The 23,873-nt window shown below is 70.8% G+C and carries 17 protein-coding genes; 9 read left to right on the forward strand and 8 right to left on the reverse strand.

Annotated features, from left to right (window positions below):
• Window positions 1-130 precede the first annotated feature (130 nt).
• Both ACZ6Z4_RS24625 and ACZ6Z4_RS24630 read right to left on the reverse strand, forming a co-directional pair.
• A complete protein-coding gene (locus tag ACZ6Z4_RS24625) occupies window positions 131-1,036 on the reverse strand; it encodes a hypothetical protein (RefSeq protein WP_465568888.1) in 906 nt (301 codons plus the stop codon).
• Window positions 1,036-1,554 (reverse strand): SigE family RNA polymerase sigma factor, encoded by a 519-nt coding sequence (locus ACZ6Z4_RS24630; RefSeq protein ID WP_465568890.1) that lies wholly within the window; start codon window positions 1,552-1,554, stop codon window positions 1,036-1,038. The genes ACZ6Z4_RS24625 and ACZ6Z4_RS24630 overlap by 1 nt, the downstream gene beginning before the upstream one ends.
• A 193-nt stretch (window positions 1,555-1,747) precedes the next feature.
• Between ACZ6Z4_RS24630 and ACZ6Z4_RS24635 the strand changes: the two genes are divergently transcribed.
• Both ACZ6Z4_RS24635 and ACZ6Z4_RS24640 read left to right on the forward strand, forming a co-directional pair.
• Window positions 1,748-2,716: a helix-turn-helix domain-containing protein gene (locus ACZ6Z4_RS24635; protein ID WP_465568892.1), complete on the forward strand. Its 969-nt coding sequence runs from the start codon at window positions 1,748-1,750 to the stop codon at window positions 2,714-2,716.
• Between the two features lie 127 nt (window positions 2,717-2,843).
• Window positions 2,844-6,560 (forward strand): S8 family serine peptidase, encoded by a 3,717-nt coding sequence (locus tag ACZ6Z4_RS24640; RefSeq protein ID WP_465568894.1) that lies wholly within the window; start codon window positions 2,844-2,846, stop codon window positions 6,558-6,560.
• Window positions 6,561-6,577: 17 nt separating this feature from the next.
• Here the strand turns inward: ACZ6Z4_RS24640 and ACZ6Z4_RS24645 are convergent, their stop codons facing one another.
• Window positions 6,578-7,096: a hypothetical protein gene (locus ACZ6Z4_RS24645; protein WP_465568897.1), complete on the reverse strand. Its 519-nt coding sequence runs from the start codon at window positions 7,094-7,096 to the stop codon at window positions 6,578-6,580.
• 98 nt (window positions 7,097-7,194) lie between these two features.
• Here ACZ6Z4_RS24645 and ACZ6Z4_RS24650 point away from each other — a divergent pair, with 98 nt between their 5' ends.
• Window positions 7,195-8,157: an HpcH/HpaI aldolase/citrate lyase family protein gene (locus ACZ6Z4_RS24650; protein WP_465568899.1), complete on the forward strand. Its 963-nt coding sequence runs from the start codon at window positions 7,195-7,197 to the stop codon at window positions 8,155-8,157.
• Between the two features lie 70 nt (window positions 8,158-8,227).
• Here ACZ6Z4_RS24650 and ACZ6Z4_RS24655 read toward each other — a convergent pair whose 3' ends face one another.
• Window positions 8,228-8,893: a peptidylprolyl isomerase gene (locus tag ACZ6Z4_RS24655; RefSeq protein ID WP_465568901.1), complete on the reverse strand. Its 666-nt coding sequence runs from the start codon at window positions 8,891-8,893 to the stop codon at window positions 8,228-8,230.
• 147 nt (window positions 8,894-9,040) lie between these two features.
• Here ACZ6Z4_RS24655 and ACZ6Z4_RS24660 point away from each other — a divergent pair, with 147 nt between their 5' ends.
• Together ACZ6Z4_RS24660 and ACZ6Z4_RS24665 are read left to right on the forward strand one after the other, a co-directional pair.
• On the forward strand, window positions 9,041-10,567 hold the full coding sequence (locus ACZ6Z4_RS24660; protein WP_465568903.1) for a serine/threonine-protein kinase: 1,527 nt from the start codon (window positions 9,041-9,043) through the stop codon (window positions 10,565-10,567).
• Window positions 10,568-10,757: 190 nt separating this feature from the next.
• Window positions 10,758-11,948 carry an acyl-CoA dehydrogenase family protein gene (locus tag ACZ6Z4_RS24665; protein WP_465568905.1) on the forward strand — a complete coding sequence of 397 codons (1,191 nt, stop codon included), beginning with the start codon at window positions 10,758-10,760 and terminating at the stop codon, window positions 11,946-11,948.
• Between the two features lie 29 nt (window positions 11,949-11,977).
• Here ACZ6Z4_RS24665 and ACZ6Z4_RS24670 read toward each other — a convergent pair whose 3' ends face one another.
• Window positions 11,978-12,961 (reverse strand): ArsR/SmtB family transcription factor, encoded by a 984-nt coding sequence (locus tag ACZ6Z4_RS24670; RefSeq protein WP_465568907.1) that lies wholly within the window; start codon window positions 12,959-12,961, stop codon window positions 11,978-11,980.
• Window positions 12,962-13,164: 203 nt separating this feature from the next.
• On the opposite strand from ACZ6Z4_RS24670, the gene ACZ6Z4_RS24675 reads away from it, so the two are divergent.
• Both ACZ6Z4_RS24675 and ACZ6Z4_RS24680 read left to right on the forward strand, forming a co-directional pair.
• Window positions 13,165-15,942 (forward strand): AfsR/SARP family transcriptional regulator, encoded by a 2,778-nt coding sequence (locus tag ACZ6Z4_RS24675; RefSeq protein WP_465568909.1) that lies wholly within the window; start codon window positions 13,165-13,167, stop codon window positions 15,940-15,942.
• Complete coding sequence (locus ACZ6Z4_RS24680) at window positions 15,939-18,683, forward strand: AfsR/SARP family transcriptional regulator (protein ID WP_465568911.1); 2,745 nt, start codon at window positions 15,939-15,941, stop codon at window positions 18,681-18,683. The genes ACZ6Z4_RS24675 and ACZ6Z4_RS24680 overlap by 4 nt, the downstream gene beginning before the upstream one ends.
• Here the strand turns inward: ACZ6Z4_RS24680 and ACZ6Z4_RS24685 are convergent.
• Together ACZ6Z4_RS24685 and ACZ6Z4_RS24690 are read right to left on the reverse strand one after the other, a co-directional pair.
• Entirely contained in the window at window positions 18,673-19,692 is a 1,020-nt protein-coding gene (locus ACZ6Z4_RS24685) for an ArsR/SmtB family transcription factor (protein ID WP_465568913.1), read from the reverse strand. The two genes, ACZ6Z4_RS24680 and ACZ6Z4_RS24685, sit on opposite strands and share 11 nt — an antisense overlap.
• Before the next feature lie 61 nt (window positions 19,693-19,753).
• On the reverse strand, window positions 19,754-20,863 hold the full coding sequence (locus tag ACZ6Z4_RS24690; protein WP_465568915.1) for a magnesium and cobalt transport protein CorA: 1,110 nt from the start codon (window positions 20,861-20,863) through the stop codon (window positions 19,754-19,756).
• Between the two features lie 99 nt (window positions 20,864-20,962).
• Between ACZ6Z4_RS24690 and ACZ6Z4_RS24695 the strand changes: the two genes are divergently transcribed.
• Window positions 20,963-21,478 (forward strand): YflT domain-containing protein, encoded by a 516-nt coding sequence (locus tag ACZ6Z4_RS24695; protein WP_465568917.1) that lies wholly within the window; start codon window positions 20,963-20,965, stop codon window positions 21,476-21,478.
• Between the two features lie 77 nt (window positions 21,479-21,555).
• Entirely contained in the window at window positions 21,556-22,059 is a 504-nt protein-coding gene (locus tag ACZ6Z4_RS24700; protein WP_465568919.1) for a MaoC family dehydratase, read from the forward strand.
• Here ACZ6Z4_RS24700 and ACZ6Z4_RS24705 read toward each other — a convergent pair.
• Window positions 22,056-23,867 (reverse strand): GH39 family glycosyl hydrolase, encoded by a 1,812-nt coding sequence (locus ACZ6Z4_RS24705; RefSeq protein WP_465568921.1) that lies wholly within the window; start codon window positions 23,865-23,867, stop codon window positions 22,056-22,058. The two genes, ACZ6Z4_RS24700 and ACZ6Z4_RS24705, sit on opposite strands and share 4 nt — an antisense overlap.
• Window positions 23,868-23,873 lie beyond the last annotated feature (6 nt).

The raw sequence follows: 23,873 nt of genomic DNA on the forward strand, positions 1-23,873 counted from the left end.
CGAGGCACTCCGGTTGTTCCCGGCCGGTGGGGCCCCAGCCCGTGCCGACCTTGTCGGCCGCATCGCCGCGGGGCCAGGGGGCAGCGCCCAGCCCGCCCCGCTGGCGGGAGCGGGGCGAGCTGGGGGCTGACTACCCGGCGGTGTCCAGGGTGGGGTCGGTGACCGTGGCGATCAGCTCGGCGAGGGTGACGCTCGGGTGCTGGACCGGGGGAGTGGTGATCGGGACGGGGGCGTTCCAGATGCCGGGGTTGGCGCGGCGGCCGTCGCCTTCGACGGTGGCGATGGCGAGCTGGCCGTCCGGGCGGACGTAGCTGGCCCAGTAGGCCTGGGTGCCTCGGGTGCCGACGCGGACCTGCTCGCCGGTGGCGGTGGTGGTGACCCAGCAGGTGGTGAACTTCGAGTTGTCGTCCATCAGGCCGCAGGTGTCGGCGCGGGGGTGCGGGATGCCGTTGCCGTTCGGGGGCTCGTGGGCGGCCCTCGGCATCACGGCGATCGCGACCCAGCCGACGCCGCCGGCCTCGGTCCAGTCCGCGCGGGCTCCGGCCCGGCCGACCGTGCTGTGGCAGGGGATGGTCGAAGCCTTGACGACCGAGCTGGTCGAGCGTCCGACCAGGTGCTCACGGTTCGGGTCGGCGTGCGCGGCGAAGACGTCCAGGTGGTTCGACGGGGGCGGCTTCGGGCGACCGGGCAGACCAGCGGGCGGCATGGCGCCGTCCCGAGGACACGTGTACGACGGCCCGCCGGGCGTCGGCTGGATCACGTAGCTCCCGTCCGCGCGGAGCTGGACGCTCCCGCCGCCCGGAGCCGACACGTCCCCAGCCACCCCGGGCTCCGCCGTACCGCCGAAGTGAGCGCTCGCCAGGCTGCCCCCGCCGGCGACCAGCGCCACCGCGAACGCGCTCCCCGCGCCGATCGCCGCCCGGCGGCGCCGCAGCCGGCGGCGGCCCCGGACGACGTCGGCACCGGGATCGGCCGCCAAGGTCTCGGTCCACGCCGTACTGCGGCGCAGCTGCTCGTGCAGGTCGTTCTCGTTCATCAGGCGTCCTCCATCAGTTCTGCGAGTCGGGAGTCGGCCAACTGACCCCTGAGGTTGTGCAGCGCCTTCGACGACTGGCTCTTCACCGTGCCGGCGGTGATCTGCAGGTCGGCCGCGGTCTCCTCGACCGACAGCCCCAGCCAGAACCGCAGTACGATCACCCGCCGCTGCCCCGCGGCGAGCGTGCTCAGCGCGGCCATCAGCTCGTCGCGGTCCTCCAGCCCGAGCCCCTCGTCGACAGCGCGCTCCGGCAGCTCGCCGGAGGCTTGCTCGCGCCGCCAGGCCCGCCGGCTGGCGTCGATCCCGGCGTTGACCAGGATCCGCCGCACGTAGGCGTCGGCCCCGTCCGTACGCCGGACCCGCGGCCACGCGACGTACAGCTTGGCGAGCGCGGTCTGGACCAGGTCCTCGGCGTGGTGCCGGTCGCCGCAGAGCAGGTAGGCGGTGCCGACCAGCCGGGACCGCCGGGTCGCGACGTACTCGGAGAACTCCTGGTCCCGCCGGTGTTTGCCCAGCATCTGCGTTTCCCGTCGTCGCCGGATCAGTTGACGATCACAAGTACGGGACCCGGTTCGAACAGGTTGCCTCGGCGACGGGGGCGTGTCGGCTCCTGGACGGCGGGGTGCCGAATCGGCAAACGGTTTCTAGAATTCCTCCGGGCCGGTACATCGTTGTCATCGGTCGGTTGAGTCGTGGGCGGATGGGGCGGGCATGCTGAGATCCACTGGACTGGGGACCGAGAACGAGGCGACGTACCTGGCGCTGGTGCGCCAGGGGTCGGCGACCCCGTCCGAGCTGGCTGACCGGGTCGGGCTGTCGGAGGCGGATGTACTGCGGGCCGTCGACGCGCTGCAGCGGGAGGGGTTCGTGCACCGCACGCCTCCGCCGCGGGAGCTGGTCGTACCGGTGCCGCCTGACCTGGCGGTGGAGCAACTGGTCCAGCGCCAGGAGGAGGAGCTCGAGCGGGTCCGCGAGGCGGCGTACCGGTTGACGGCGGCGGCGTACAACCTGGCCAGCGACCGGCGGACCGAGGAGCTCATCGAGATCGTCTCCGGGCAGACAGCGGTCGGGCTGGCGTTCGACCGGGTTCAGCGGGCGGCGCGGGAGCAGGTGCGCGAGCTGGTGGCACCCCCGTACGCCGCGACGGCTGAGGTGAACAGGACCCAGCTCGCTCGGCAGGCGGAGGGCGTTGCGTACCGGGTCGTCTACGACAGCTCAGCGCTCACCGACGAGCTGCTGTCGGCCAGCGCGGTCAGCCACGTGCGTGCTGGCGAGCAGGCGCGCATCGTCGACGACCTGCCGACCAAGCTGGCGGTAGCGGACCGGGAGCTGGCGCTGCTGCCGCTCGACTGGGCAACGCCAGCACGGGACGCTGCGCTGCTGGTGCACCCCTGCGGCCTGCTCGACGCACTGGTCGCCCTGTTCGAGACCGTCTGGTCGCGGGCCAGTCCGCTCGTCGTGACGGCCGAGGACACGCTCTCGGCAGAGGACCCGATGTCGGCCGAGGACAGGTACCTGCTGTCGCTACTGGTGGCCGGGCTGACCGACGACGCGGCAGGCGTCCGGCTGGGGATCAGCCGGCGGACGGTGGCGCGCCGGGTACAGCTGCTGATGGAGCGGACCAATTCGCGCTCGCGCCTGCAGCTCGGCTGGCACGCGCGGGACCGCGGCTGGCTCTGACGGCTGTCCAGTTGCTGGACGACCTGTCCGAATTGGTCGTGTCAGCTTTGCGCCAGGGCAGATCGATGGCAGCGGGCGGGGCGCCGCGCGTGTAATGCGGGGAACCCCTGCACCCCTTGGAGTCCCCTTGTCCCAGTACTTCGCCCGCAGCGGCGGTCGCGGTCGCGGTGTGGTCGCCGTCGGCGCCACGCTCGTGCTGCTGACCGCGGCCTGGCCGGCGCCCGCTGGAGCTGCCCAGACCAGCTCCGCCCAGACCAGCTCTGCCCAGACCGGCTCGCCCCAGCCCAGCGCCACCAAGAGCGGCAGCACCGGCAAGACCCGGACCGTCACCCTCATCACCGGCGACAAGGTCACCGCGACCACCACCGCCGACGGCCACACCACCGCCACCGTCCAGAAGCCAACCGGCGGCCCGGCCGGCGCGCACATCATGACGGTCGGCAAGGACACCTACGTCTACCCCGACGCCGCCATGCCGTACGTCGCCTCCGGTGTGCTCGACGAGGGCCTGTTCAACGTCTCCGACCTGATCGCCGACGGCTACGACGACGCGAAGACGACCCGGCTGCCGCTGATCGTCTCCTACACCGACGCTGCCGCCCGCAAGCAGGCGGTGCCGCCCGGTGCCCGGCGTACGCGCGCCCTGAGCAGCATCCAGGGCGCCGCGCTGGAGGCCGACCGCAGCGAGTCGTTCTGGTCCGCTGTCACCAGCAAGTCGGCCGGGATCGCCAAGGTCTGGCTGGACGGCAAGGTGAAGGCGTCGCTGGCCGACACCACCGCGCAGATCGGTGCGCCGGAGGTCTGGCAGGGCGGCAACACCGGCCAGGGCGTCGACGTCGCCGTGCTGGACACCGGAATCGACGCCCAGCACCCGGACGTCGCGGGGCAGATCAAGGCGTCGGAGAGCTTCGTACCGGGGCAGGACGTCACCGACCGGCACGGCCACGGCACCCACGTCGCGTCGACCATCGCCGGGACCGGCGCGGCCTCCGGCGGCAAGGAGCAGGGCGTCGCGCCCGGCGCGGGCCTGCGGATCGGCAAGGTCCTCGGCGACGACGGCGGCGGCCAGGACTCGTGGATCCTCGCGGGCATGGAGTGGGCCGCCCGCGACCAGCACGCCAAGGTGATCAACATGAGCCTCGGCTCGGAGGCCGCGTCCGACGGGACCGACCCGCTGAGCCAGGCGGTCAACCGGCTGAGCGCCGAGACCGGTGCGCTGTTCGTCATCGCCGGCGGCAACACCGGGCCCGCGCCGTACAGCATCGGTGCTCCTGGCGCGGCCGACGCCGCGCTGACGGTTGGCGCGGTCGACACCTCCGACCGGTTGGCCTCCTTCTCCAGCCGCGGGCCGCGGCTCGGTGACTCGGCGCTGAAGCCGGAGCTGACCGCTCCGGGCGTCGACGTACTGGCCGCTCGGTCGCAGTACGCGCCGGAGGGGGAGGGGTCGTACCTGACCATGAGTGGCACCTCCCAGGCGACGCCGCACGTCGCTGGTGCGGCTGCCCTGCTGGCCAAGGTGCACCCCGACTGGACCGGTGTGCAGCTGAAGGACGCACTGGTCAGCACCACCAAGCGGACCGCCGCCATCAGCCCGTACGCCGGTGGCAGCGGCCGCCTCGACGTCGCCAACGCGGTCAAGAGCACGGTGTTCGCCACCGGATCGGCCTTCCTGTTCGCGAAGTTCCCCTATCCGTCCAGCGGCGTGCAGACCAAGGACGTCGTCTACACCAACACAGCTGCCGAGCCGGTCACGTTGAACCTGGCAGTGACCGCTCCTGGCGTTCCTGCCGGGCTGCTGACGCTCACGTCGTCGCAGGTGACCGTGCCCGCGCACGGGACCGCGACGGTCGGCGTACAGGCGCATCTGGACGTTGCTGTCGAGGACGCCGGCTACAGCGCGATGCTGACCGCTACTGGTCCTGCTGGTGAGCTGCACACGCCAGTTGGCGTCAGCAAGCAGAGCGAGCGCGTCAACCTGACGATCAACGGCAAGGACCGCGACCGCTCGGCACTGCCCGGTGTGGTCATCATGAAGGACGTCCTCCGCGACACCGTCCCGAAGGCCTACCTGGTCGACGACACCGGCCGCTTGGACCTGAGCATCCGTCCCAGCACGTACGCCGTCTGGATGTACGCCGACGTCGCCGGGCTCGACGGACCGCACTCGCTGGCCCGGGCCCTGCTCAGCGAGCCCGAGCTGGTGCTCAGCAAGGACCGGACGCTCACCTTCGACGCCTCCGCGCTGCGCAAGGTCGGCGCGGTCGCGCCGCAGCCGACCATCAACAACGGCGTACGGATCGACCAGTACCGCAGCTACCCGGACCTGCACGAGTTCTTCGACAGCTACCAGCTGGAGTGGTGGCGGTACGACAGTGTCTGGGCGACGCCGACCCGCAAGGTGACCCAGGGGTCGTACACGTTCACCAGCCGCTGGCGCGAGCAGCAGCCCGCGGTGACGATTGCCTCCGGCAACCACTCGTGGACGCCGCAGGTGCAGAGCCTGTCGCCGAAGCTCAAGGCGAGCAACGGTGCGAGCACGCTGGTCTACCTGGGCAAGGGAACGACGCAGGACTTCCAGCGCACCTCCGTCCGCGGCAAGGTCGCAGTGGTGCTCCGCAACGACCAGGTGGCGGCCGTGGACCAGGCCAAGGCGGCGGCGAAGGCCGGCGCCAAGCAGCTGCTGATCATCCACGACGGCTACGGCGTGCTGGACGCCTGGGCCGACCTGCCGCTGGAGGATGCGCCGACGCTGCCGGTCGCTTCGCTGCCGACCGACGCCGGGAAGCGGCTGCTGTCGGAGCTCCGGCACGGCTCCCGGACAGTCAAGCTGACGTCGCACCCGTACCCGGAGTACCTGTACGACCTGGTGCAGCACCACGAGGGTGCGATCCCGCGCGACCCCGGCTACCGGCCGAGCACGCGGGACCTGGCCCGGCTGGACATGTCCTACCGCGACGTCATGCCGGGCGAGGCGCTGGACGTCCGCTACGACCTGTCGCCCGACGGCACCTGGGCGGTCGGTCCGGCGAGCACCGTCGTCCTGGCGCAGGGCGACCACACGGTGTGGGTGACCGCCGGGCCGAAGGTGAAGTGGCTGACGCAGGCAGTCGTACCGGGCGACCTCAGCGAGTTCGGCACCGCGCGGGCCTACCCGGCTCGCAGTACTACGAAGGAGACCTGGTTCGCCGGGATCCGGCGGCCGCGGCTGCTGAGCGACAACCCGATGTCGACACCGCCGTCCCGGATCGGCGACCTCGTCAACGTCTTCGGGCTGCCTGCCTGGGGCACTGGTGCTCACGAGGGCACCGCGTTCGGGGAGCTCACCCTGAAGACGGCGTTGTACCAGGGCGACACCCTGGTCAGCGAAGGCTCCGACTTCCTGTTCGCCGAGGTCACGCCGGAGCGCCTGCCGTACCGGCTTGACGTGGACAGCAGTCGCGTCCTGCCGACCCGGCCGTACTCGCCGAAGACGCACACCGAGTGGGGCTTCCTCTCGGCGCAGGGCGACTACACCCAGCTGGAGACGCTCCCGCTGATCCAGCTGGACTACAGCGTCGCCACTGACGTGTCGGGCCGGGCGCACCGGCGTACGAGCGTGTCGGTGACGCCGTCGCACCTGCCGGGCGCAGTGGGAGCCAGCAAGATCAGCAGCGCCTCGCTGGAGGTCTCGTACGACGACGGCGCGAGCTGGCGGACGCTGCGGACCGACCGCTCGGGCACGACCTGGCGTGCGCAGCTGGACGCGCCGTCGAAGGCGCGGTACGTCACCCTGCGCACCACCGCGCGGGACACGGCAGGCAACAGCGTCGTGCAGACGGTCGACCGCGCGTTCGGCCTCAGCTAGTAGGGCCGGCCGCCGCCTCAGCTCAGCTTGGGGCGGCGGCTCGCTCGGCGGTGCAACGTGATCGGGCGCTTGCCTCTGGTCGTTGCTGACGTCTCCGGCGGAGTCACCGCGGGGTGGGCGTCGTCGTACGTGCTGGTGATGGCGCCGGTCGGCTCCAGCACCAGCAGGTCGGTCTGGGTCTGCCAGCGGTCCAGCTGGTTGCCCAGACCGGCCGCGTTGAGGCGCTCGGTGCGCAGTACGAGCGCAGCAGCGGTCCACTCCTCGCTGCCGGGCTCCAGACGGCGTACGGTCGCGCCCCACGCCGACAGACGACTGGTGGCGGGCTTGGCCGGTACGACGACCTCGACAGCGGTCGCGTCGACCAGCCCGGGCAGCGGCTGCTCGGCGCTGCCGTCGCGGTCGGCCAGTACGACGTACGAGCCGTCGACCGCGGCGAACCAGGCCGGGACCGCCCTGCGCCCGTCCCAGGCCAGCCAGACCAGTCCGGCCTTCTTCATCACGGCCGCGATCTCCGTCACAGCCTCCTCGCGCGTCATCGCATCAGGGTGTCACAGTGAGCGATGTCACCGGGCGCCGCGCGCGGGTTTCGCCGTACGCTGCCGGTGACCGGTGAGTAACCAAGGCGGAGGTCGAGATGTCCGAGCAGGTTCTGCGCAGCAGAAGGTCGTGCCTGGCGACACCGGGGTCGAACCCGCGGTTCCTGGCCAAGGCGAAGGGGCTGGACGCCGACCAGGTGTTCCTCGACCTGGAGGACTCGGTCGCGCCGATCGCCAAGGTGGACGCCCGCAAGAACATCGTCGCCGCGCTGAACGAGGGCGGCTGGGGCAACAAGGTCCGGGTCGTCCGCGTGAACGACTGGACCACCGAGTGGACCTACGCCGATGTGATCGAGGTCGTCTCCGGCGCCGGAGCCAACCTGGACTGCATCATGCTGCCGAAGGTGGAGACCGCCGAGCAGGTGGTCGCGCTCGACCTGCTGCTCACCCAGCTGGAGAAGGTGCACGGCTTCGAGCCGGGCCGGATCGGCATCGAGGCGCAGATCGAGAACGCGCTCGGCCTGACCAACGTGAACGCGATCGCCACCGCCTCGCCGCGGGTGGAGACGATCATCTTCGGCCCGGCCGACTTCATGGCCTCGATCAACATGAAGTCGCTGGTGGTCGGCGAGCAGCCGCCCGGCTACGACGTCGGCGACGCCTACCACTACATCCTGATGCAGATCCTGATGGCGGCCCGCGCGCACGGCAAGCAGGCCATCGACGGCCCGTACCTGCAGATCAAGGACGTCGACGGCTTCCGCCGCGTCGCCGGCCGCTCGGCCGCGCTCGGCTTCGACGGCAAGTGGGTCCTGCACCCCGACCAGATCGCCGCCGCCAACGAGGTCTACTCGCCCCGCCAGGACGACTACGACCACGCCGAGAACATCCTCGACGCCTACGACCACTTCACCTCCGCCGCCGGTGGCGCTCGCGGCGCCGTGATGCTCGGCGACGAGATGATCGACGAGGCCAGCCGCAAGATGGCGCTGGTGATCTCCGCCAAGGGCCGCGCCGCCGCGATGACCCGCACGAACGTCTGGCAGCCGCCGGCCGACTGAGAACGTGCGACGGCCCGGCCCGGAGTGCTCCGGGCCGGGCCGTTCGTCGTACGGCGTACCGCGGACTGCGTCAGCCGAGGGTGAGGACCTTCAGGATCCGGACCGGGCGCTTCGGCGGGCCGTCCTGGTCGGGGTCGGCGATGCCGGCGGCCAGGATCCGGTCGAAGGTGGACATGCCGAAGGTGACGTGGCCGAGCACGGTGTAGTTCGGGTCGATGTTGGCGAACGAGTGCACGACGAAGAACTCGCTGCCGTTGGTGCCCGGGCCCTGGTTGCCGTAGGCAACGGTGCCGCGCGGGTAGGTCTCGGTGCCGTCGACCTCGTCGGGGAACTTGTAGCCCGGGCCGCCCTCCTCCTGGCGGTAGATGTCACCGCACTGCAGGACGCCGAGGCGGGCCGAGTTGGTCAGCCGGAAGCACTGGGTGCGGTCGTAGAACCGGCTCTGCACCAGGTGCACGAAGTTGTGCACGCCGCAGGGCGCGGTCGCGCGGTTCATCCGGACCACGAACGGGCCGTAGTTGGTGACGAAGAAGACGTCGACGGTGCCCTTGGCCTTCGCGGTCGCCTTCGGCACCGTGACCGGCTTGGCGGCCGGGTTCTCCGGGGTCGGGGTGAACTCGCACTTCACCGTCGGGGCCGAAGGGCGGCCGGCGGGCGCTGCGAAGGCAGGCGTCGTGGTCAGCGTCGCGGCGAGCAAGGTCGTCGCGATCAAAGCAGGGACAAGTGATCGCTTCATGCGATCAACCTAGTACGCGCCGTCGCCACGAGCACCCGGAAACCGGGCAGGAGCAGGTTAAGACCGTCCAGTACGGCGTCCGACGGCTCGCCTCAACGCCCGCGGGCACCTAAGGTAGGGCGGCGATCCGGCCCGAAGCTGACTGTTGTGAGGTTTTCTGTGAACGGCGAGGTACTCGCAGGGCGTTACCGCTTGCTCAGCCTGCTCGGGCGAGGTGGTGCCGGTGAGGTCTGGCGGGGCGAGGACACGGTGCTCGCGCGCCCGGTGGCGATCAAGCTGCTGCGCGCGCTCGACGGCGACCCCATGGACGCCGTGCAGCGCTTCCGGATCGAGGCCCAGGCCGCCGCCCGGCTGCAGCACCCGAACGTCGTCGCGACGTACGACGTGGGCGCTGCCGACGACCAGGTGTTCCTGGTGATGGAGCTGGTCACCGGCACCGACCTGGCCCAGCTGATGCGCAGCAAGGGCCTGCCGGGCACCAAGCTGGTCGCCGACATCGCCGTCCAGGGCGCCCGCGCGCTGGACGCCGCGCACGGCGCCGGCATCATCCACCGCGACGTGAAGCCCGGCAACCTGCTGATGGCCGCCGACGGCACGTTGAAGATCACCGACTTCGGCCTGGCCCACGCCGGTGAGCTCAACGGCGCCACCGGCCAGGTCCTGCTCGGTACGGCGGCCTACATCTCCCCGGAGCAGGTCACCGGCGGCGCGGCCACGACCGCCAGCGACTGGTACTCGCTCGGCTGCGTCCTGTACGAACTGCTCGAGGGCGTCCCGCCGTACGTCGCGGACAGCGTCGAGGGCGTGCTGCGCCAGCACCTGGAGGCTCCGATCCCGGAGGTCCGGCCGACGGACGAGGTCCCCGGTCTGGCCGCGCTGGTCGAGCGCATGCTCGCCAAGAACCCGGCGCAGCGCCCGTCGTCGTCCGCCGACGTACTGGCGTTGCTGAACGGACAGGTCAGCAACTCCACCCAGGTGCTGCCCTTCGCGGCAGGAGCTGTTCCCGGAGTTGCCGCAGCAGCACCTGTTCCTGCATTGGACGCCGAGCTGCTCGGCGACCCCGTCGACGACGACCGCGAGCCGCCGACGGCGGCCCACGCTGCCCCGCGCGACCGTTCCCTGCTCACCAAGGTCCTGGTCGGCGCCGCCGTACTGGTGGTCGGTGTGATGGCCGCTGCGCTGCTGCGTGAGGGCGTCTCGCAGGAGCCGCCGGCACAGGCAGGTGGTACGCCGACGGTCACCCCGACCGTCGCCGCGAAGGTGACCACGAAGCCGAAGGCGACTCCCACACCGACGCCGAAGCCGAAGCCCACGCCGACTCCGTCGAAGCCGCCGAAGAAGACCCCCAAGCCGCCGGTGGAGACCGGCACGATGGCTCAGCTGCGCTCGCTGGCCCAGCTGCTCCGGCAGGGCGACCACGTCAGCCGGCCGGTCCGTGAGGCGGCCAAGGACCTCGACCAGGCGGCCAAGGCGCTCGGCGACGGGCACGAGGGCCAGGCGGGCGAGCAGTACCGCAGCGCGTTGCGCAGGTTGGGTACGGCGCAGCGGAGCAACCAGTGGCAGCCGACGCCGCAGGAGTTCGTGCTGATCGCCGCGATCAACCGCGACCTCGGCCGGGCCGGCTACGGCCAGGGCGGCGGCGACAACGAGGACGAGCGCGACTCCGACGAGTAGGCCGAGGCTGCCTCGGGAAACGAGGGCGGGCTTCGGTGGCGACTACTTGGAGCGGGTGTACCAGTCGGCGTACTGGGCGTGAGGCACCTGACGGGATTCAGGTGGTCGGTGTCACAGCGGGTGTCGGGGTGTACCGGGATGCTGGTGAGTCGCGATACTCGCGAGTAAGCCGAGCCGAGGAGCCGCCGAGATGAGCAGGTTGCAGCAGACCGAGGGACTGACCGACGTCCAGGAGGAGATCCTGAAGACGGTCCGGGCCTTCGTCGAGGCCGAGATCCTGCCGGTCGCCACCGAGCTGGAGCACAAGGACGAGTACCCCACCCAGATCGTCGAGGGCCTCAAGGAGCTCGGCCTGTTCGGCCTGATGATCCCCGAGGGGTACGGCGGCCTGGGCGAGTCGCTGCTCACCTACGCGCTCTGCGTGGAGGAGATCGCCCGCGGCTGGATGAGCGTGTCCGGCATCATCAACACGCACTTCATCGTCGCCTACATGCTGCTGCAGCACGGCACCGACGAGCAGAAGCAGAAGTACCTGCCGCGGATGGCGACCGGTGACGTGCGCGGCGCGTTCTCGATGTCCGAGCCGGGCTGCGGTTCCGACGTGTCGGCGATCAAGACCAAGGCCGCCAAGTTCGGTGAGAGCTACACGATCAACGGCCAGAAGATGTGGCTGACCAACGGCGGCTCGTCGAACCTGGTCGCCGTCCTGGTGAAGACCGACGAGGGTCAGGACTCGGTCTACAAGAACATGACCACGTTCCTGGTCGAGAAGGAGCCCGGCTTCGGCGAGGTCGACAAGGGCCTCAGCGTGCCGGGCAAGATCGAGAAGATGGGCTACAAGGGGGTCGACACCACCGAGCTGATCTTCGACGGGTACGAGATCGGCGCAGGCCAGATCCTCGGCGGCGTTCCGGGCAAGGGTTTCTACCAGATGATGGACGGCGTCGAGGTCGGCCGCGTCAACGTCGCCGCCCGCGGCTGCGGGGTCGCCCGGCGCGCTTTCGAGCTGGGCATCTCCTACGCCCAGCAGCGCGAGACGTTCGGCAAGAAGATCGCCGACCACCAGGCGGTGCTGTTCCGGCTGGCCGACATGGCGGTCAAGGTCGAGGCCGCGCACGAGCTGATGGTGAAGGCGGCCCGCAAGAAGGACGCCGGCTCACGCAACGACTTCGAGGCCGGGGTCGCCAAGTACCTGGCCAGCGAGTACTGCGCGCAGGTGGTGGAGGACTCCTTCCGGATCCACGGCGGCTACGGGTTCTCCAAGGAGTACGAGATCGAGCGCCTGTACCGGGAGGCGCCGATGCTCCTGATCGGTGAGGGCACGGCCGACATCCAGCGGATGATCATCGGCCGCCGGCTGCTCGAGGACTACAAGCTCTGACCACCCGCAGGCGGCGGGACCCGGCCTGATCATCCGATCGGTGTCCCGCAGCCGTCGAGGATCATCCGGCCGAGGGTGGTCAGGTCGTGGCGGACGGCCTGGCCGGCCCGGCGGGTGGTGATCAGCCCGGCCTCGCGCAGGATGCCCGCCTGGCGGCTGGCGCCGGCCAGCGAGATGCTGCAGCGCTGGGCGAGCTCGGTCGTCGTGCAGCCGTCTGCGATCGCCTCCAGGGCCGCTGCCCGGGTGCTGCCGAGCAGAGCGGCCAGCGGACGCGAGCGCTGCTCGGCCAGGCCGCGGCGCAGTGCGCCAGGGCCGTGCTTGACCGGGTAGACCAGGACCGGCGGCAGGTTCGGGTCGAGCAGCTTGGTCGGCGTACGCCAGCAGAACACCGAGGGCTGGAGGCGGAGCCCCCGGCCTTCCAGGTGCAGGTCCTGGTCCGGCAGGCCGTCGACAGTGAGGACCTGGGACTCCCAGCGGACAGTGGGGTGGATGTGGCCGAGCAGCTGGTCGACTCCGGCACCGGACAGGTGGCTGACCTTCTGCTGGTGGTCGGCGCGGACCATCGACCGCATCGACTCCCAGTACGGCGCGATGGTCGACTGGTGGTAGGTGTGCATGGCCTGGCCGAGGCCCTTGACCGCTTCGGTGCGTCCGCCGATCAGCTCCCGGGTCCAGCTCGACCCGGGCCGCCGTACGGCGAGCAGCTCGAGCTCCCGCTGGAAGCGGTTGCGGGAGGTGGACAGGACGCGTTCCACGCCCTCCTCGAAGCTCCCGGACTGGTGTGCCGGGGTGAGGAAGTCGGGGGAGTAGCCGCGCGGAGGCGCCAGGTGCAGCAGCTTGGTCGCCGGCCTGGGCAGCTGCCGGCGGGCCCGGTCGCGCCAGTGGCCGTACTGGGCCGTCCCGTCCTGGACCTGCAGCTGGTGCAGGCTCAGCAGGACCTCCCAGAGCGGGTCCGGTTCTTCGGCGACAGTGGTTCGAGCCAGGTCCTGACTGGTGAAGTGAATCCGCAGCACGACAGGTACTCCTCTCTCCACCACCCATCGTGCAAGCAGGGTCCTGTCAACTTCCTGTCACCGGTCGTGCCGCCCCTGTTCGGTGCGCTAACGGGCAACCTGTGCGGGAAAGCGCTTGTCACCGCTCGTCACCGAGGGTGGCGAAGAATGGTTGGAAATCGATCCCACGCGCTATCCTCCGGGCACCTGGGGAGCGGAGACAGATGACGGCAAGAGAGCTGGAGCGGCCGCAGGTCGCCATCCGGTTGCTCGGTGCTGTCTCGGTACGGCTCGACGGCCGTCCGGTCGAGGTGGGTGGGGAGCGGGTTCGTGCCCTGCTCGCGGTCCTCGCGCTGGCCGGTGGCGAGCCGCTGCCGACCCCCGCGCTGGCCGAGCGGGTCTGGGGTGACGACCCGCCGGCCAACATCGGTCCGAGCCTGCACACGCTGGCCAACCGGCTGCGCCGGGCGATCGGCGCCGACCTGGTCGTCAGCGGCACGGCGGGCTACAGCCTGCGGATCACCCCGGACGACGTCGACGCGCTGCGCTTCGTCAGCCTGGTCCGCAGCACCGTGAACAGCGACGACCCGGAGCGGGAGTCCGCCGTACTGGTCGAGGCGCTGAGCCTGTGGGCCGGGCGGCCGTTCGAAGGGGTCCGGTCGGACTGGCTGGAGTCCAGCGAGGGGCCGCGGCTGCAGGAGCAGTACCTGGCGGCTGTCGAGCGCCGGGTCGATCTCCGGGTCGACGACCGCGAGTACGGCGAGGTGCTGGGCGAGCTGCTCGACCTGACGGCGGCGTACCCGTTGCGGGAGTCGCTGTGGGTCCGGCTGCTCCGGCTGCTCGCCAGAGCGGGCCGTACGGCGGAGGCGCTGGAGCTGTACGAGTCGGTGCGCGTCCGGATCGCCGAGGAGCTCGGTGTGGATCCCGGTACCGAGCTGCGCTCGATGTACGCCGCCCTGCTGGACAGCGATCCAGTGGCGCCGCCGCCGAAGGTCGTGCCGCGGCAGCTGCCGGCCGACGTGCCGGGCTTCACGGGTCGTGGGGCGTCGCTGGAGCAGCTGGACGGCGTACTGGCTGGGTGGGATCCGGACGAGGCTGCTGTGGTCGTGGCGATCGACGGGACCGGTGGAGTCGGCAAGACGACACTGGCCGTGCACTGGGCGCACAGCGCTCGCGCGCACTTCCCGGACGGCCAGCTGTACGTGAATCTGCGTGGCTACAGCGCGGGCGGTCTCCTCCAGCCGGAGAACGCGCTGGAGCAGCTGCTGCACGGTCTCGGGATACCGGCCAGCGAGATCCCCAAGGACGTCGAGGCCAGGTCGGCCCTGTTCCGCTCGCTCGTCGCCGACCGCCAGATGCTGCTGGTGCTCGACAACGTCCGCAACGTCGCCCAGGTCCGCCCGCTGTTGCCGGGGGCCGGTGGCTTCGTACTGGTCACCAGCCGGAACCAGCTGCGCGGTCTGGTCGCCCGCGAGGGCGCGCAACGCCTCAGCCTCGGTCCGATGTCCGCCGAGGAGTCCGCAGCCCTGCTGGCCATGGCTGTCGCCGGTCGCCCGTACGACGTGACCGAGCTGACCGCCTTCGCCGAGCTGTGCGGGCGGCTGCCGCTGGCCCTGGTGATCGCTGCCGAGCGGGCCGGTCGCAGCGCGGGCTCGGACCTCGCGGCGATCACCCGGCAGCTCGCGGAGACCGGTGACCGGCTGGACGAGCTGGAGATCGCCGACGACGAGCTGAGCAGCGTCCGGGCCGCTCTGTCCTGGTCCTACCAGGCGCTGGCACCTGAGGTCGCCCGCCTGTTCCAGCTGCTCGGTGTCTACCCCGGCGCGGTCTTCGACCGAGCGGCGGCCGCAGCGCTGGCTGCGCTCGACGATGTGACGGCTGAGCGGCTGCTGGACCACCTGGTCGAGGTGAACCTGCTGGAGCTGGTCGAGCCCGGGCGCTACCAGTTGCACGATCTGCTGCGGCTGTACGCCGCTGGGCTCGCGGACGACTCCGAGGAGAGCCGGGACGCCCTGGCCCGGTCGCTGGACTGGCTGGCGCAGAGCGCCCTGTCCGCCCAGATCACCCGCCGCAACAAGGCCCGCAGGGTGCTGCTCGACCCGCTGCCCGGCGTACGGGCGGTGCAGTTCGTGGCGGACGCCGATGCGCTGGCGTGGTTCGACCGGGAGTGGCCGACGATGGTCGCTGCGATCTTCGCCGGGGCAGAGCGCGGGCATGACCGCCTGGTGGCCTGTCTGGGCAGTGCACTCTGGGACTACCTCGATCAGGGCCGCTCACCCAGTCCTGAGTCGGTCGCGGCGCACGAGATCGCCGTACAGGCTGCTGTGCGGACCGGCGAGCCGCTGCTGGAGGCGGTGGTCACCAACCAGTCGGCGGTCAGCTTCGGCATGTCCGGCCGGTACGCCGAGTCGCGGGACCAGTTCCTGCGCGCGCTGGAGCTGTTCACGATCCTCGGAGAGCGGTCGGGGATGGCCAAGGTGCACAGCAACCTCGGCATCACCTACAAGCGTCTCGGTGACCTGGAGCTGTCGCTGGAGCACCTGAGGACCGGGCTGACGGTGAACGACGACGTGACGTCGATCGGCGGCACCTACAACAACCTGTCCACCACCTACTACGCCCTCGGTCGGTACGACGAGGCGATCGCCGCCGCCCGCGAGGCGATCGGGCTGGCCCGCCGGACCGGCCACGCCCGCGGCGAGGCCGACGCGCTGGACTCGCTCGGCATGGCGCAGCTCGCCGCCGGCGAGTTCGAGCAGGCCGTGACGAGCCTGGAAGAGGCCGTGCGGATGTGCGGTGAGCTGCAGCTCGGTGCGCTCGAGGTGCCGACGCTGATCAGCCTCGGGGACGCGTACGACGCGTGCCACCGGCCGGACCGCGCCGTCGACGCCTGGCAGCGCGCGCTGGAGGCGTCCGACCTGTACGGACCATCGACGTACTTCAAGCGCGATGAGATCCTCAGGCGACTTGGCACGGCAGCGGAAGGCCGGGACGCGGTGTGAGCACGGACGTGCAGCTGCTCGGTGCGGTGGCGGTGCGGCTGGACGGACGCAGCGTCGAGCTGGGTGGCGACCGGCTGCGGTCGCTGCTGGCGATCCTGGCGCTGACGGCCGGGGAGAGCGTGCCGACGCCGCTGCTCGTCGAACGGATCTGGGGCGAGGCGCCGCCGGCCAACGCCGCGCCGAGCCTGCACACGCTGGTCACCCGGTTGCGGCGGGCGGTCGGAGCCGATCTGGTGACCACTGGTCCGACCGGATACAGCCTGCGCGTCGAGCCCGAGCAGGTCGACGTACTGCGGTTCGGTCGGCTGCTGCGGACCGCTGCCCAGTCCATCGAGCGCTCGCAGGAGCGGGCGGCGATCGACGCGGCGCTGGCGCTGTGGACCGGTCGCCCGTTCAGCGGCGTGCGGTCGGACTGGTTGGAGTCAATCGAGCTGCCGCGCCTGGAGGAGCAGTACCTGGCCGCTGTCGAGCGCCGCTTCGACCTGCGCTCGCTCGACCGCTCGCCGCAGAACCGTGGCGAGGAGCTGTCCGAGCTGCGCCGGCTCACGGCGGCGTACCCGCTGCGGGAGTCGCTCTGGGCGCGCTTCCTGCGCCTGCTGGCCCGCAGCGGCCGCACGGCCGAGGCGTTGGAGCTGTACGAAGAGATGCGCGGCCGCATCGCCGACGAGCTCGGTGTCGACCCGGGCGCCGAGCTGCGGGCCGTGTTCGACGAGCTGACCGGAGCCCGGAGCAGGCCGTCCCGCCGAGTCGCGCCGAGCCAGCTGCCGTCGGACGTGCTCGCGTTCACCGGCCGCAAGGCGCTCCTGGCCGAGCTGGACGACGTACTGGCCGGACGCGATCCGGAGAGCACGGTCGCAGTGGTGCTGCACGGCCCGGGTGGAGCCGGGAAGACCAGCCTGGCGGTGCACTGGAGTCACCTGGTCGCGGAGCAGTTCCCGGACGGGCTGCTGTTCGTGGACCTCGGTGGCTACGGGCCGGGCGCCCCGGTGGATCCGTCGGTGGCGCTGGGGTACCTGCTGCATGCTCTCGGCGTACCGGCTTCGCAGATCCCGGCGGAGGTGGGCGGACGCAGTGCGCTGCTGCGGTCGACACTCGCCGGTCAGCGGGTGCTGCTGGTGCTCGACAACGCGCTCAACGCGGAGCAGGTTCGGCCGCTGCTGCCGGGGATGGGTGCGGTCGTGCTGATCACCAGCAGGAGCAGGTTGCGCGGCCTGGTCGCGCGGGAGGGCGCTCGGCAGGTAGCGATCGACCAGCTGTCAGCAGCTGACGCCAGGAGCTTGCTGACCGGCCGCATTGGTCTGCCGGAGACCGGGAACGTGCAGCTGCTCGATCAGCTGGCTGAGCGCTGCAACCACCTGCCGCTGGCGCTGGTGATCGCGGCAGAGCAGGTGGCCAGGCGATCGGGCTCGGCGCTGGCTGAGTTGGTCAGTGAGCTGACCGAGCACCAGCTGGACGCGTTCGATGCCGGCGACGACCCAGCGACCGACCTGCGGGCGGTGTTCTCCTGGTCGTTCCGGACGCTCGATGCGGAGACTGCACGGTTCTTCCGGATGCTCAGCATCTACCCGTGGCGGCGGTTCGGCCCGCAGGCCGCGGCTGCGCTCACCGGTCATGACGACCGGACCGCCGGCAAGCTGCTGCGCCGCCTGGCCGACCTGCACCTCGCGGTGGAGACGAGCGCGAACAGGTTCCAGCTGCACGACCTGCTCCGCGCGTACGCCGCTGAGGAGTTGGCGAAGGCCACCGACGACGTCGACGCGGCCTGGGAGCGCCTGCTGGACTGGGCGGTGCAGTCAGCGGTCGCTGGGCGGCTGGTGCTCGGCGAGCCGCAGAAGCTGCACTACGTCGAGGACCCGCTGCCGGGGACGGTGACGCTCACGTTCGCCGACCAGCCGGCCGCCCGAGCCTGGTTCGACCTGGAGCTGCGCGGGCTGATGGCGATGGTGACCGGCGGCGCCGCCCGCGGGATGCACGCACAGGCAGCCCGGCTCGCGCTGCTGCTGTGGAACGCGTTGGCGCGGCTGGTGAGTCCTGACGAGGCGCTGGCGATCCAGCGAGTCGCAGCCGAGTCAGCACGCGTGGTCGGCCACCCGATGCTCGCAGCGCTGGCGACGAACCAGCTGGCGACCAGCCACGGCGCCAAGGGCGATCTCGAGCAGGCGGACGCGGAGTTCGCCAAGGCGCTGCGGATGTTCACCGAGATCGGCAACCAGGCCGGTGTCGCGCTGATCCGCGGCAACCTCGGCTTCCTGCGCCAGCTGGAGGGCCGGTACGACGAGTCGGTCGAGCACCAGCGGGCGGCGCTGGAGATCACCCGGGCCAACGGCGACGACCACGCGACCTCCGGGCTGCTGAACAACCTGGCGATGACCTACAACGAGTCCGGCCGGTACGCCGAGGCGCGGCTGACCGCGATCGAGTGCATCCGGATCAGCGAGGACCTGGTCGACCAGCGGCCGCTCTGCTTCGTCCTGGACACGCTGGGCCAGGCGTACGTCGGGCTCGGCGAGGTGGAACTCGCGACCGAGCGGTTCGCCGCGGCGGTGACGCTGAACCTCAAGCTCGGCAGCCCGGTCGCCGCGGTCGGCTCGCAGATCCGGCTCGGCCAGGCATGGCAGGGCACCGACGACGCTGCAGCCGAGCAGGCGTGGATCTACGCGTTGGAGCTGATCGACGACCACGGCCAGGGCCTGCTGGACGACGTACGGGCCGAGGTGGAAGGCCTGCTCGCTAGGAGGTGACAGCAGGGCGGTTGTCGTGACGCAGGCCGCCGGAGCCGTACCCGGCGAGCAGCCAGATGCCCAGCTGGGTCACCTCGTGCCGCACCGAGGCACCGGCCCGGCGGGTGGTGATCAGCCCGGCCTCCCGCAGCACGGTCGCCTGGTGGCTGGCCGCCGCGGGGGAGATCTTGCAGCGCTTGGCCAGCTCGGTCGTCGTACAGCCCTCGACTGCGGCCTCCAGCGCGGCAGCGCGCGTCGTACCGAGCAGAGAGCCGAGAGCGTCGGACGGGCGGTACCCGTCGGAGGACTGGCGCAGGATGCCCGGTGCGTGCTGGATCGGGTAGACCAGGATCGGCTTCAGCCCCGGGTCGCGCAGCTTGGTCGGGACCTGCCAGCAGAACGCCGACGGCTGCAGCTCGATACCGCGGCCGTCCAGGTAGAAGTCGCGGTCGTTCATGTCCAGCACCTGCAGCACCGGAGCGACCCAGCGGACCCGCGGGTGCAGCGACGACAGCAGCCGGTCCACACCGTGCCGGGCGAGCGCGTCGCCGCGGTGCGCCTGGTCGGCGGCCACGTGCGTCCCGATCGACTTCCAGTACGGCGCGATGGCGGCGTCGTGGTAGGTCCGGATCGCGTGCCCCAGCTTGCGCATCGCGGCGCGGTCACCCTTGGCCAGCTCCCGCGTCCAGGGCGAGCCCGGGCGGTACTTGCTGAGCAGGTCGAGCTCGGAGCGAACCTGCTGCTGCGGCGTGGACAGCGCTTTCTCCAGCGCGCTGTCGAAGTCGGCCGGGCAGTCGGCCGGGGTCAGGAAGTCGGGGGAGTAGCCGCGGGCCGGCATCAGCTCCAGCAGCAGCCGCATCTGGTCCGGCGCCACCTTGGTCCGGACGTGCCGCCGCCAGTCGTCGAAGACCAGCCGGCCGTCGGTGTGCTGCAGCATGTGCAGGCTGAGCAGGATCTCCCACAGCGGAGCGGGCTTGGTCGAGATCGTCACCCGGGCCAGGTCGCGCGGAGTGAAGTGGATGCGAAGCACGTGCCCCTCCCCAGCAGACGCTCTTGGCATTGAACCAAAAACACGGGAGGTAGCACAACAGCTACAACCAGTTGTTCTTCTGGAACAACCGGTACAGCACCGTGCAGGCGACCAGCATCACGCCGAGTACGACGTAGTAGCCGTAACTGGTGGTCAGGATCGGCATGTTCTCGAAGTTCATCCCGTAGACCCCGGCGATCAGCGTCGGCACCGCGATGATCGCGACCCAGGCCGAGATCCGGCGCATGTCCTCGTTCTCCGAGACCTGCACCTGGGCCAGACCGGCCTGCAGGATCGAGCTGAGCAGCTCGTCGAACGAGATCACCTGCTCCTTGACCCGGAGCAGGTGGTCGTCGACGTCGCGGAAGTAGTCCCGGGTCTCGTCGGCGATCATCGGGTGCCGCAGCGTCGCCAGCGCCCGCATCGGGCCGGTCAGCGGCGCCACCGCCCGTTTCAGCTCCAGCACCTCGCGCTTCAGCTGGTACACCCGGTCGATGTGCCGCCAGCCGCGCGGGCTGAACATCTCGATCTCGATCTGGTCGATGTCCGCCTGGACCGCGTCCGCGACAGCCAGGTAGCTGTCCACCACGTGGTCGGCGATCGCGTGCAGCACCGCGCCGGGCCCGGCGGCCAGCCGCTTCGGCTTCTCCTCCAGCAGCTGCCGCAGCCCGGCCAGCTCGCCGTGGTCCCCGTGCCGGACAGTGATCACGAAGCCGGGGCCGCAGAACACCATCACCTCACCGGACTCGACCACCTCACTGGTCGCGGTCAGGTCGTCGTGCGGCACGTACCGCACGGTCTTCAGTACGGCGAACAGTGTGTCGCCGTACCGCTCCAGCTTGGGCCGCTGGTGCGCCTCGGTCGCGTCCTCCAGCGCCAGCGGGTGCAGCCCGAACTCCTGCCCGATCACGGCCAGCTGGTGCTCGTTGGGCTGGAACAGGCCGATCCAGACGTACCCGTCACCGCGCCGGGCCCGCTGCAGGGCGTCCACGTAGTTCCCGTCGCGGGTGTCCCGGCGGCCGTCGCGGTAGTAGGCCCAGTCGATCAGAGCGCCGTCCAGCTTCCCGCTGGCGACCAGGTCGAACGCGGGGGCGTCGGGAGCCGCCGGACGGCGGGCGAACACCCGTCCGACGCGCCGTGACGCGCCCATGTCCCACCTTCGTCCGGTCATCGACGCGAGGCTATCAACGCCCCGCCGGTGTGGCTGCCGCGCTGTCCTTACCAAGCGTCGGCAATGATGGGACGGAAGCAACAGCGGAGAGGAACGACGATGACCACCCAGGGCATGCCCTCGATGGACCCCCGCCCGACGGGGCTGACGATCGGCACGTACGACACCTACCTGCAGGCGCAGCGAGCGGTCGACTACCTCTCGGACGAGAAGTTCCCGGTGGAGCACACCACGATCGTCGGCAACAACCTGCGCCAGGTCGAGAAGATCACCGGCCGGCTGACCTGGGCCCGGGCGCTGACCGCCGGCCTGGCCAGCGGCGCCTGGTTCGGCCTGTTCGTCGGCGTGCTGCTCGGCCTGTTCACCAGCGACGGCGGCTGGCTGGCCGCGCTGCTCACCGGCGTCGTGCTCGGCGCGATCTTCGGGATGGCGTTCGGCGCGATCGGCTACGCCCAGCTCGGCGGCCGCCGCGACTTCACCTCCCGCACCGCGGTCGTCGCGACGACGTACGACGTGCTCTGCGACTTCAAGTTCGCCGAGGAGGCCCGCAACCACCTGGCCAAGCTGGCCCTGAAGGGCGAGGTCACGCCGCGCCTGCCTGAACAGACCAACTGAGACCAACGCCACTGGGTGTTGGGGCTGCGCTGGATGCTCCCGGACCGGCAGCATGGGCCGGAACGGAAGGAGCACGGATGCAGTTCGGGCGCAGTTACGAGGAGTTCGAGGTCGGGGCCGTGTACAAGCACTGGCCCGGCAAGACGGTCACCGAGTACGACGACCACCTGTTCTGCCTGCTCACCATGAACCACCACCCGCTGCACCTGGACACCCACTACGCCGAGGGCAGCACCCAGTTCGGCAAGAACGTTGTGGTCGGCAACTACATCTACTCGATCCTGCTCGGGATGTCGGTCCCGGACGTGAGCGGCAAGGCGATCGCGAACCTGGAGATCGAGTCGCTGCGGCACGTCGCCCCGACCTTCCACGGCGACACCATCTACGGCGAGACCGTGGTGCTGGACAAGTGGGAGTCGAAGTCCAAGGACGACCGCGGCGTCGTGCACGTGGAGACCAAGGGCTACAAGCAGGACGGCACCGTCGTCTGCCTGTTCAAGCGCAAGGTGATGGTCCCGAAGAACTCCTACCTGGAGGCGCGAGGCGGCGAACAGCCGGGCCGCCCCACGCCTCTCAGCTAGACCGGCCGGAACTCGAGCAGTACGGCGGACGGCATCGCCAGCGTCAGTCGTACGCAGTCGCCGTCTCTGGCAACGCGTTCGCTCCGCAGTACCGAGTGCTCTGCCAGTTGGCTCCACTGCTCGTCAGTCGGCCAGTCGCCAATACCCAGTGCAGTTGCTGCGGCCACCAGGTCTCCTGAACCCTCAGGAGTCAGGTAGGTCGCAGTAGCTGTCCAGCTGTCGTCCACACCCGGAACTGACAGCTCCACCATCCGCTGCAGCTCCTCAGCGCCTGTCGCCTTCGTCTGGTCCAGCGTCAGGTTCCACACCAGCACCGCCACCCGGTCGCGGTCCCGCGACGCCCAGGTCTCCACCAGGCTCCCCGCGCCGTCACCCTCAACGACCACCGGCAGCTCCACCGGCCCCAGCCGGCTCAGCAGCGACATGGCGTGGAACCGCGGCTTCGGCAGTCCGCCGACGGTCTGCAGCCCGAAGCCCCCGTGCAGCAACCGCGGCGGCCGGCCCAGCTCCTCGAAGTGGTCCGACGCGACCCAGTAGGCCAGCGCGTCCACCCGCCCGGCGGCCGACTTCATCCCGCGCAGCAGGAACACCCCGGAGAACACCGAGTCGTTGATCGGGTTGAAGTGCGTCGGCGTCACCCCCCACTCCGTCCACAGGATCCGCGCGTCCCCGAAGCCGTGCCGCTCCAGCGAGGCCCGTACGTCGAGCGGCGGGCTCCCGTACGTGTGCGTCGACACGAAGTCCACCGGCGACCCGACCGCCGCGGCATGCGCCAGCAGGTCGTCGACCCAGCCCGCGGCAGCCGACGACGGCCCACCCACGGCCAGCCGCGGGTCGACAGCCTTCACGGCAGCGGCCGAAACGTCGTACAGCCGCATCCACTCCGCCTTGGTGCCGGACCAGAACACCTCGAGGTTCGCCTCGTTCCACACCTCGAAGTCCCACCCGAGCACCTCGTCCAGCCCGTACCGCTCGACCAGATGCTGCACCAGAGCGGAAACCAGCGCGCCCCACCGCTCGTACGAGTGCGGCGGCGAGATGATCGCGCCGTACTCGAAGACCGTCTTCGTGGGGTCCGACGCCAGATCGCGCGGCATGAACCCGAGCTCCACCACCGGCCGCAGCCCCAGCCCCAGCAGCTTGTCGTAGATCTTGTCCACAACCGTGAAGTCGTAGACCGGCGAACCATCGACCTCGGTGTAGACGCGCGTGTCGTCGTGGAAGATCGCGTGCGCCCGCACCGTACGGACGCCGATCTCGTCGTGCATCCGCTGCAGCGCCCGCTCCAGCTCCGGCCCGATCTCGCGACCACCACTCAGGTCGGTGCACAGCAGTTGGCTCAGCCGCTCGCTACCCACCATCGGCACCCAGGGCCGCGGCAGCTCGACCCCCTCGGCCACCGCGTCGACAGCGACTCGCACCACCGGCATCGTCCCGTCGGCAACCAGCGGTACCGCGCCCACCACCTCGCTGGCGCGCCCCGCGACCGTCACCTCCGGCACACTCGCCACCGCGTACCTGTACGCCGTACCAGGCGTGCAGGTCGTGTCCACGTACGGCGGCAGCGGCACCGACAGCACGTCGCCGCTGTGGTGGTCGACCGGCTCCAGCGGCCCGTCCTCGGTGCCGCGCAGGATCAGGTACCCGACCGCTCCGGGCACCAGCGACCAGTCGACGGTGACCTGGCCGGCGCCACCGACCGCGCTCACCTCCTTCGGCGGGTCCAGGTCCGGGAAGGTGAACTCCCGGTCCTCGTCGCTGCGGAGCGCGATCCGCGCGTCCCAGTCGGCCTTGGCGTCGTTCTGCATGCTTCT

Source organism: Kribbella sp. NPDC104740, from assembly GCF_055583505.1.

Coding starts and splice junctions, on each gene's coding strand:
- ACZ6Z4_RS24655 (WP_465568901.1), bottom strand. CDS start 8,893: ATGAAGCGATCACTTGTCCCTGCTTTGATCGCGACGACCTTGCTCGCC.
- ACZ6Z4_RS24635 (WP_465568892.1), top strand. CDS start 1,748: ATGCTGAGATCCACTGGACTGGGGACCGAGAACGAGGCGACGTACCTG.
- ACZ6Z4_RS24695 (WP_465568917.1), top strand. CDS start 20,963: ATGACCACCCAGGGCATGCCCTCGATGGACCCCCGCCCGACGGGGCTG.
- ACZ6Z4_RS24705 (WP_465568921.1), bottom strand. CDS start 23,867: ATGCAGAACGACGCCAAGGCCGACTGGGACGCGCGGATCGCGCTCCGC.
- ACZ6Z4_RS24645 (WP_465568897.1), bottom strand. CDS start 7,096: ATGACGCGCGAGGAGGCTGTGACGGAGATCGCGGCCGTGATGAAGAAG.
- ACZ6Z4_RS24700 (WP_465568919.1), top strand. CDS start 21,556: ATGCAGTTCGGGCGCAGTTACGAGGAGTTCGAGGTCGGGGCCGTGTAC.
- ACZ6Z4_RS24630 (WP_465568890.1), bottom strand. CDS start 1,554: ATGCTGGGCAAACACCGGCGGGACCAGGAGTTCTCCGAGTACGTCGCG.
- ACZ6Z4_RS24665 (WP_465568905.1), top strand. CDS start 10,758: ATGAGCAGGTTGCAGCAGACCGAGGGACTGACCGACGTCCAGGAGGAG.
- ACZ6Z4_RS24650 (WP_465568899.1), top strand. CDS start 7,195: ATGTCCGAGCAGGTTCTGCGCAGCAGAAGGTCGTGCCTGGCGACACCG.
- ACZ6Z4_RS24690 (WP_465568915.1), bottom strand. CDS start 20,863: ATGACCGGACGAAGGTGGGACATGGGCGCGTCACGGCGCGTCGGACGG.
- ACZ6Z4_RS24675 (WP_465568909.1), top strand. CDS start 13,165: ATGACGGCAAGAGAGCTGGAGCGGCCGCAGGTCGCCATCCGGTTGCTC.
- ACZ6Z4_RS24625 (WP_465568888.1), bottom strand. CDS start 1,036: ATGAACGAGAACGACCTGCACGAGCAGCTGCGCCGCAGTACGGCGTGG.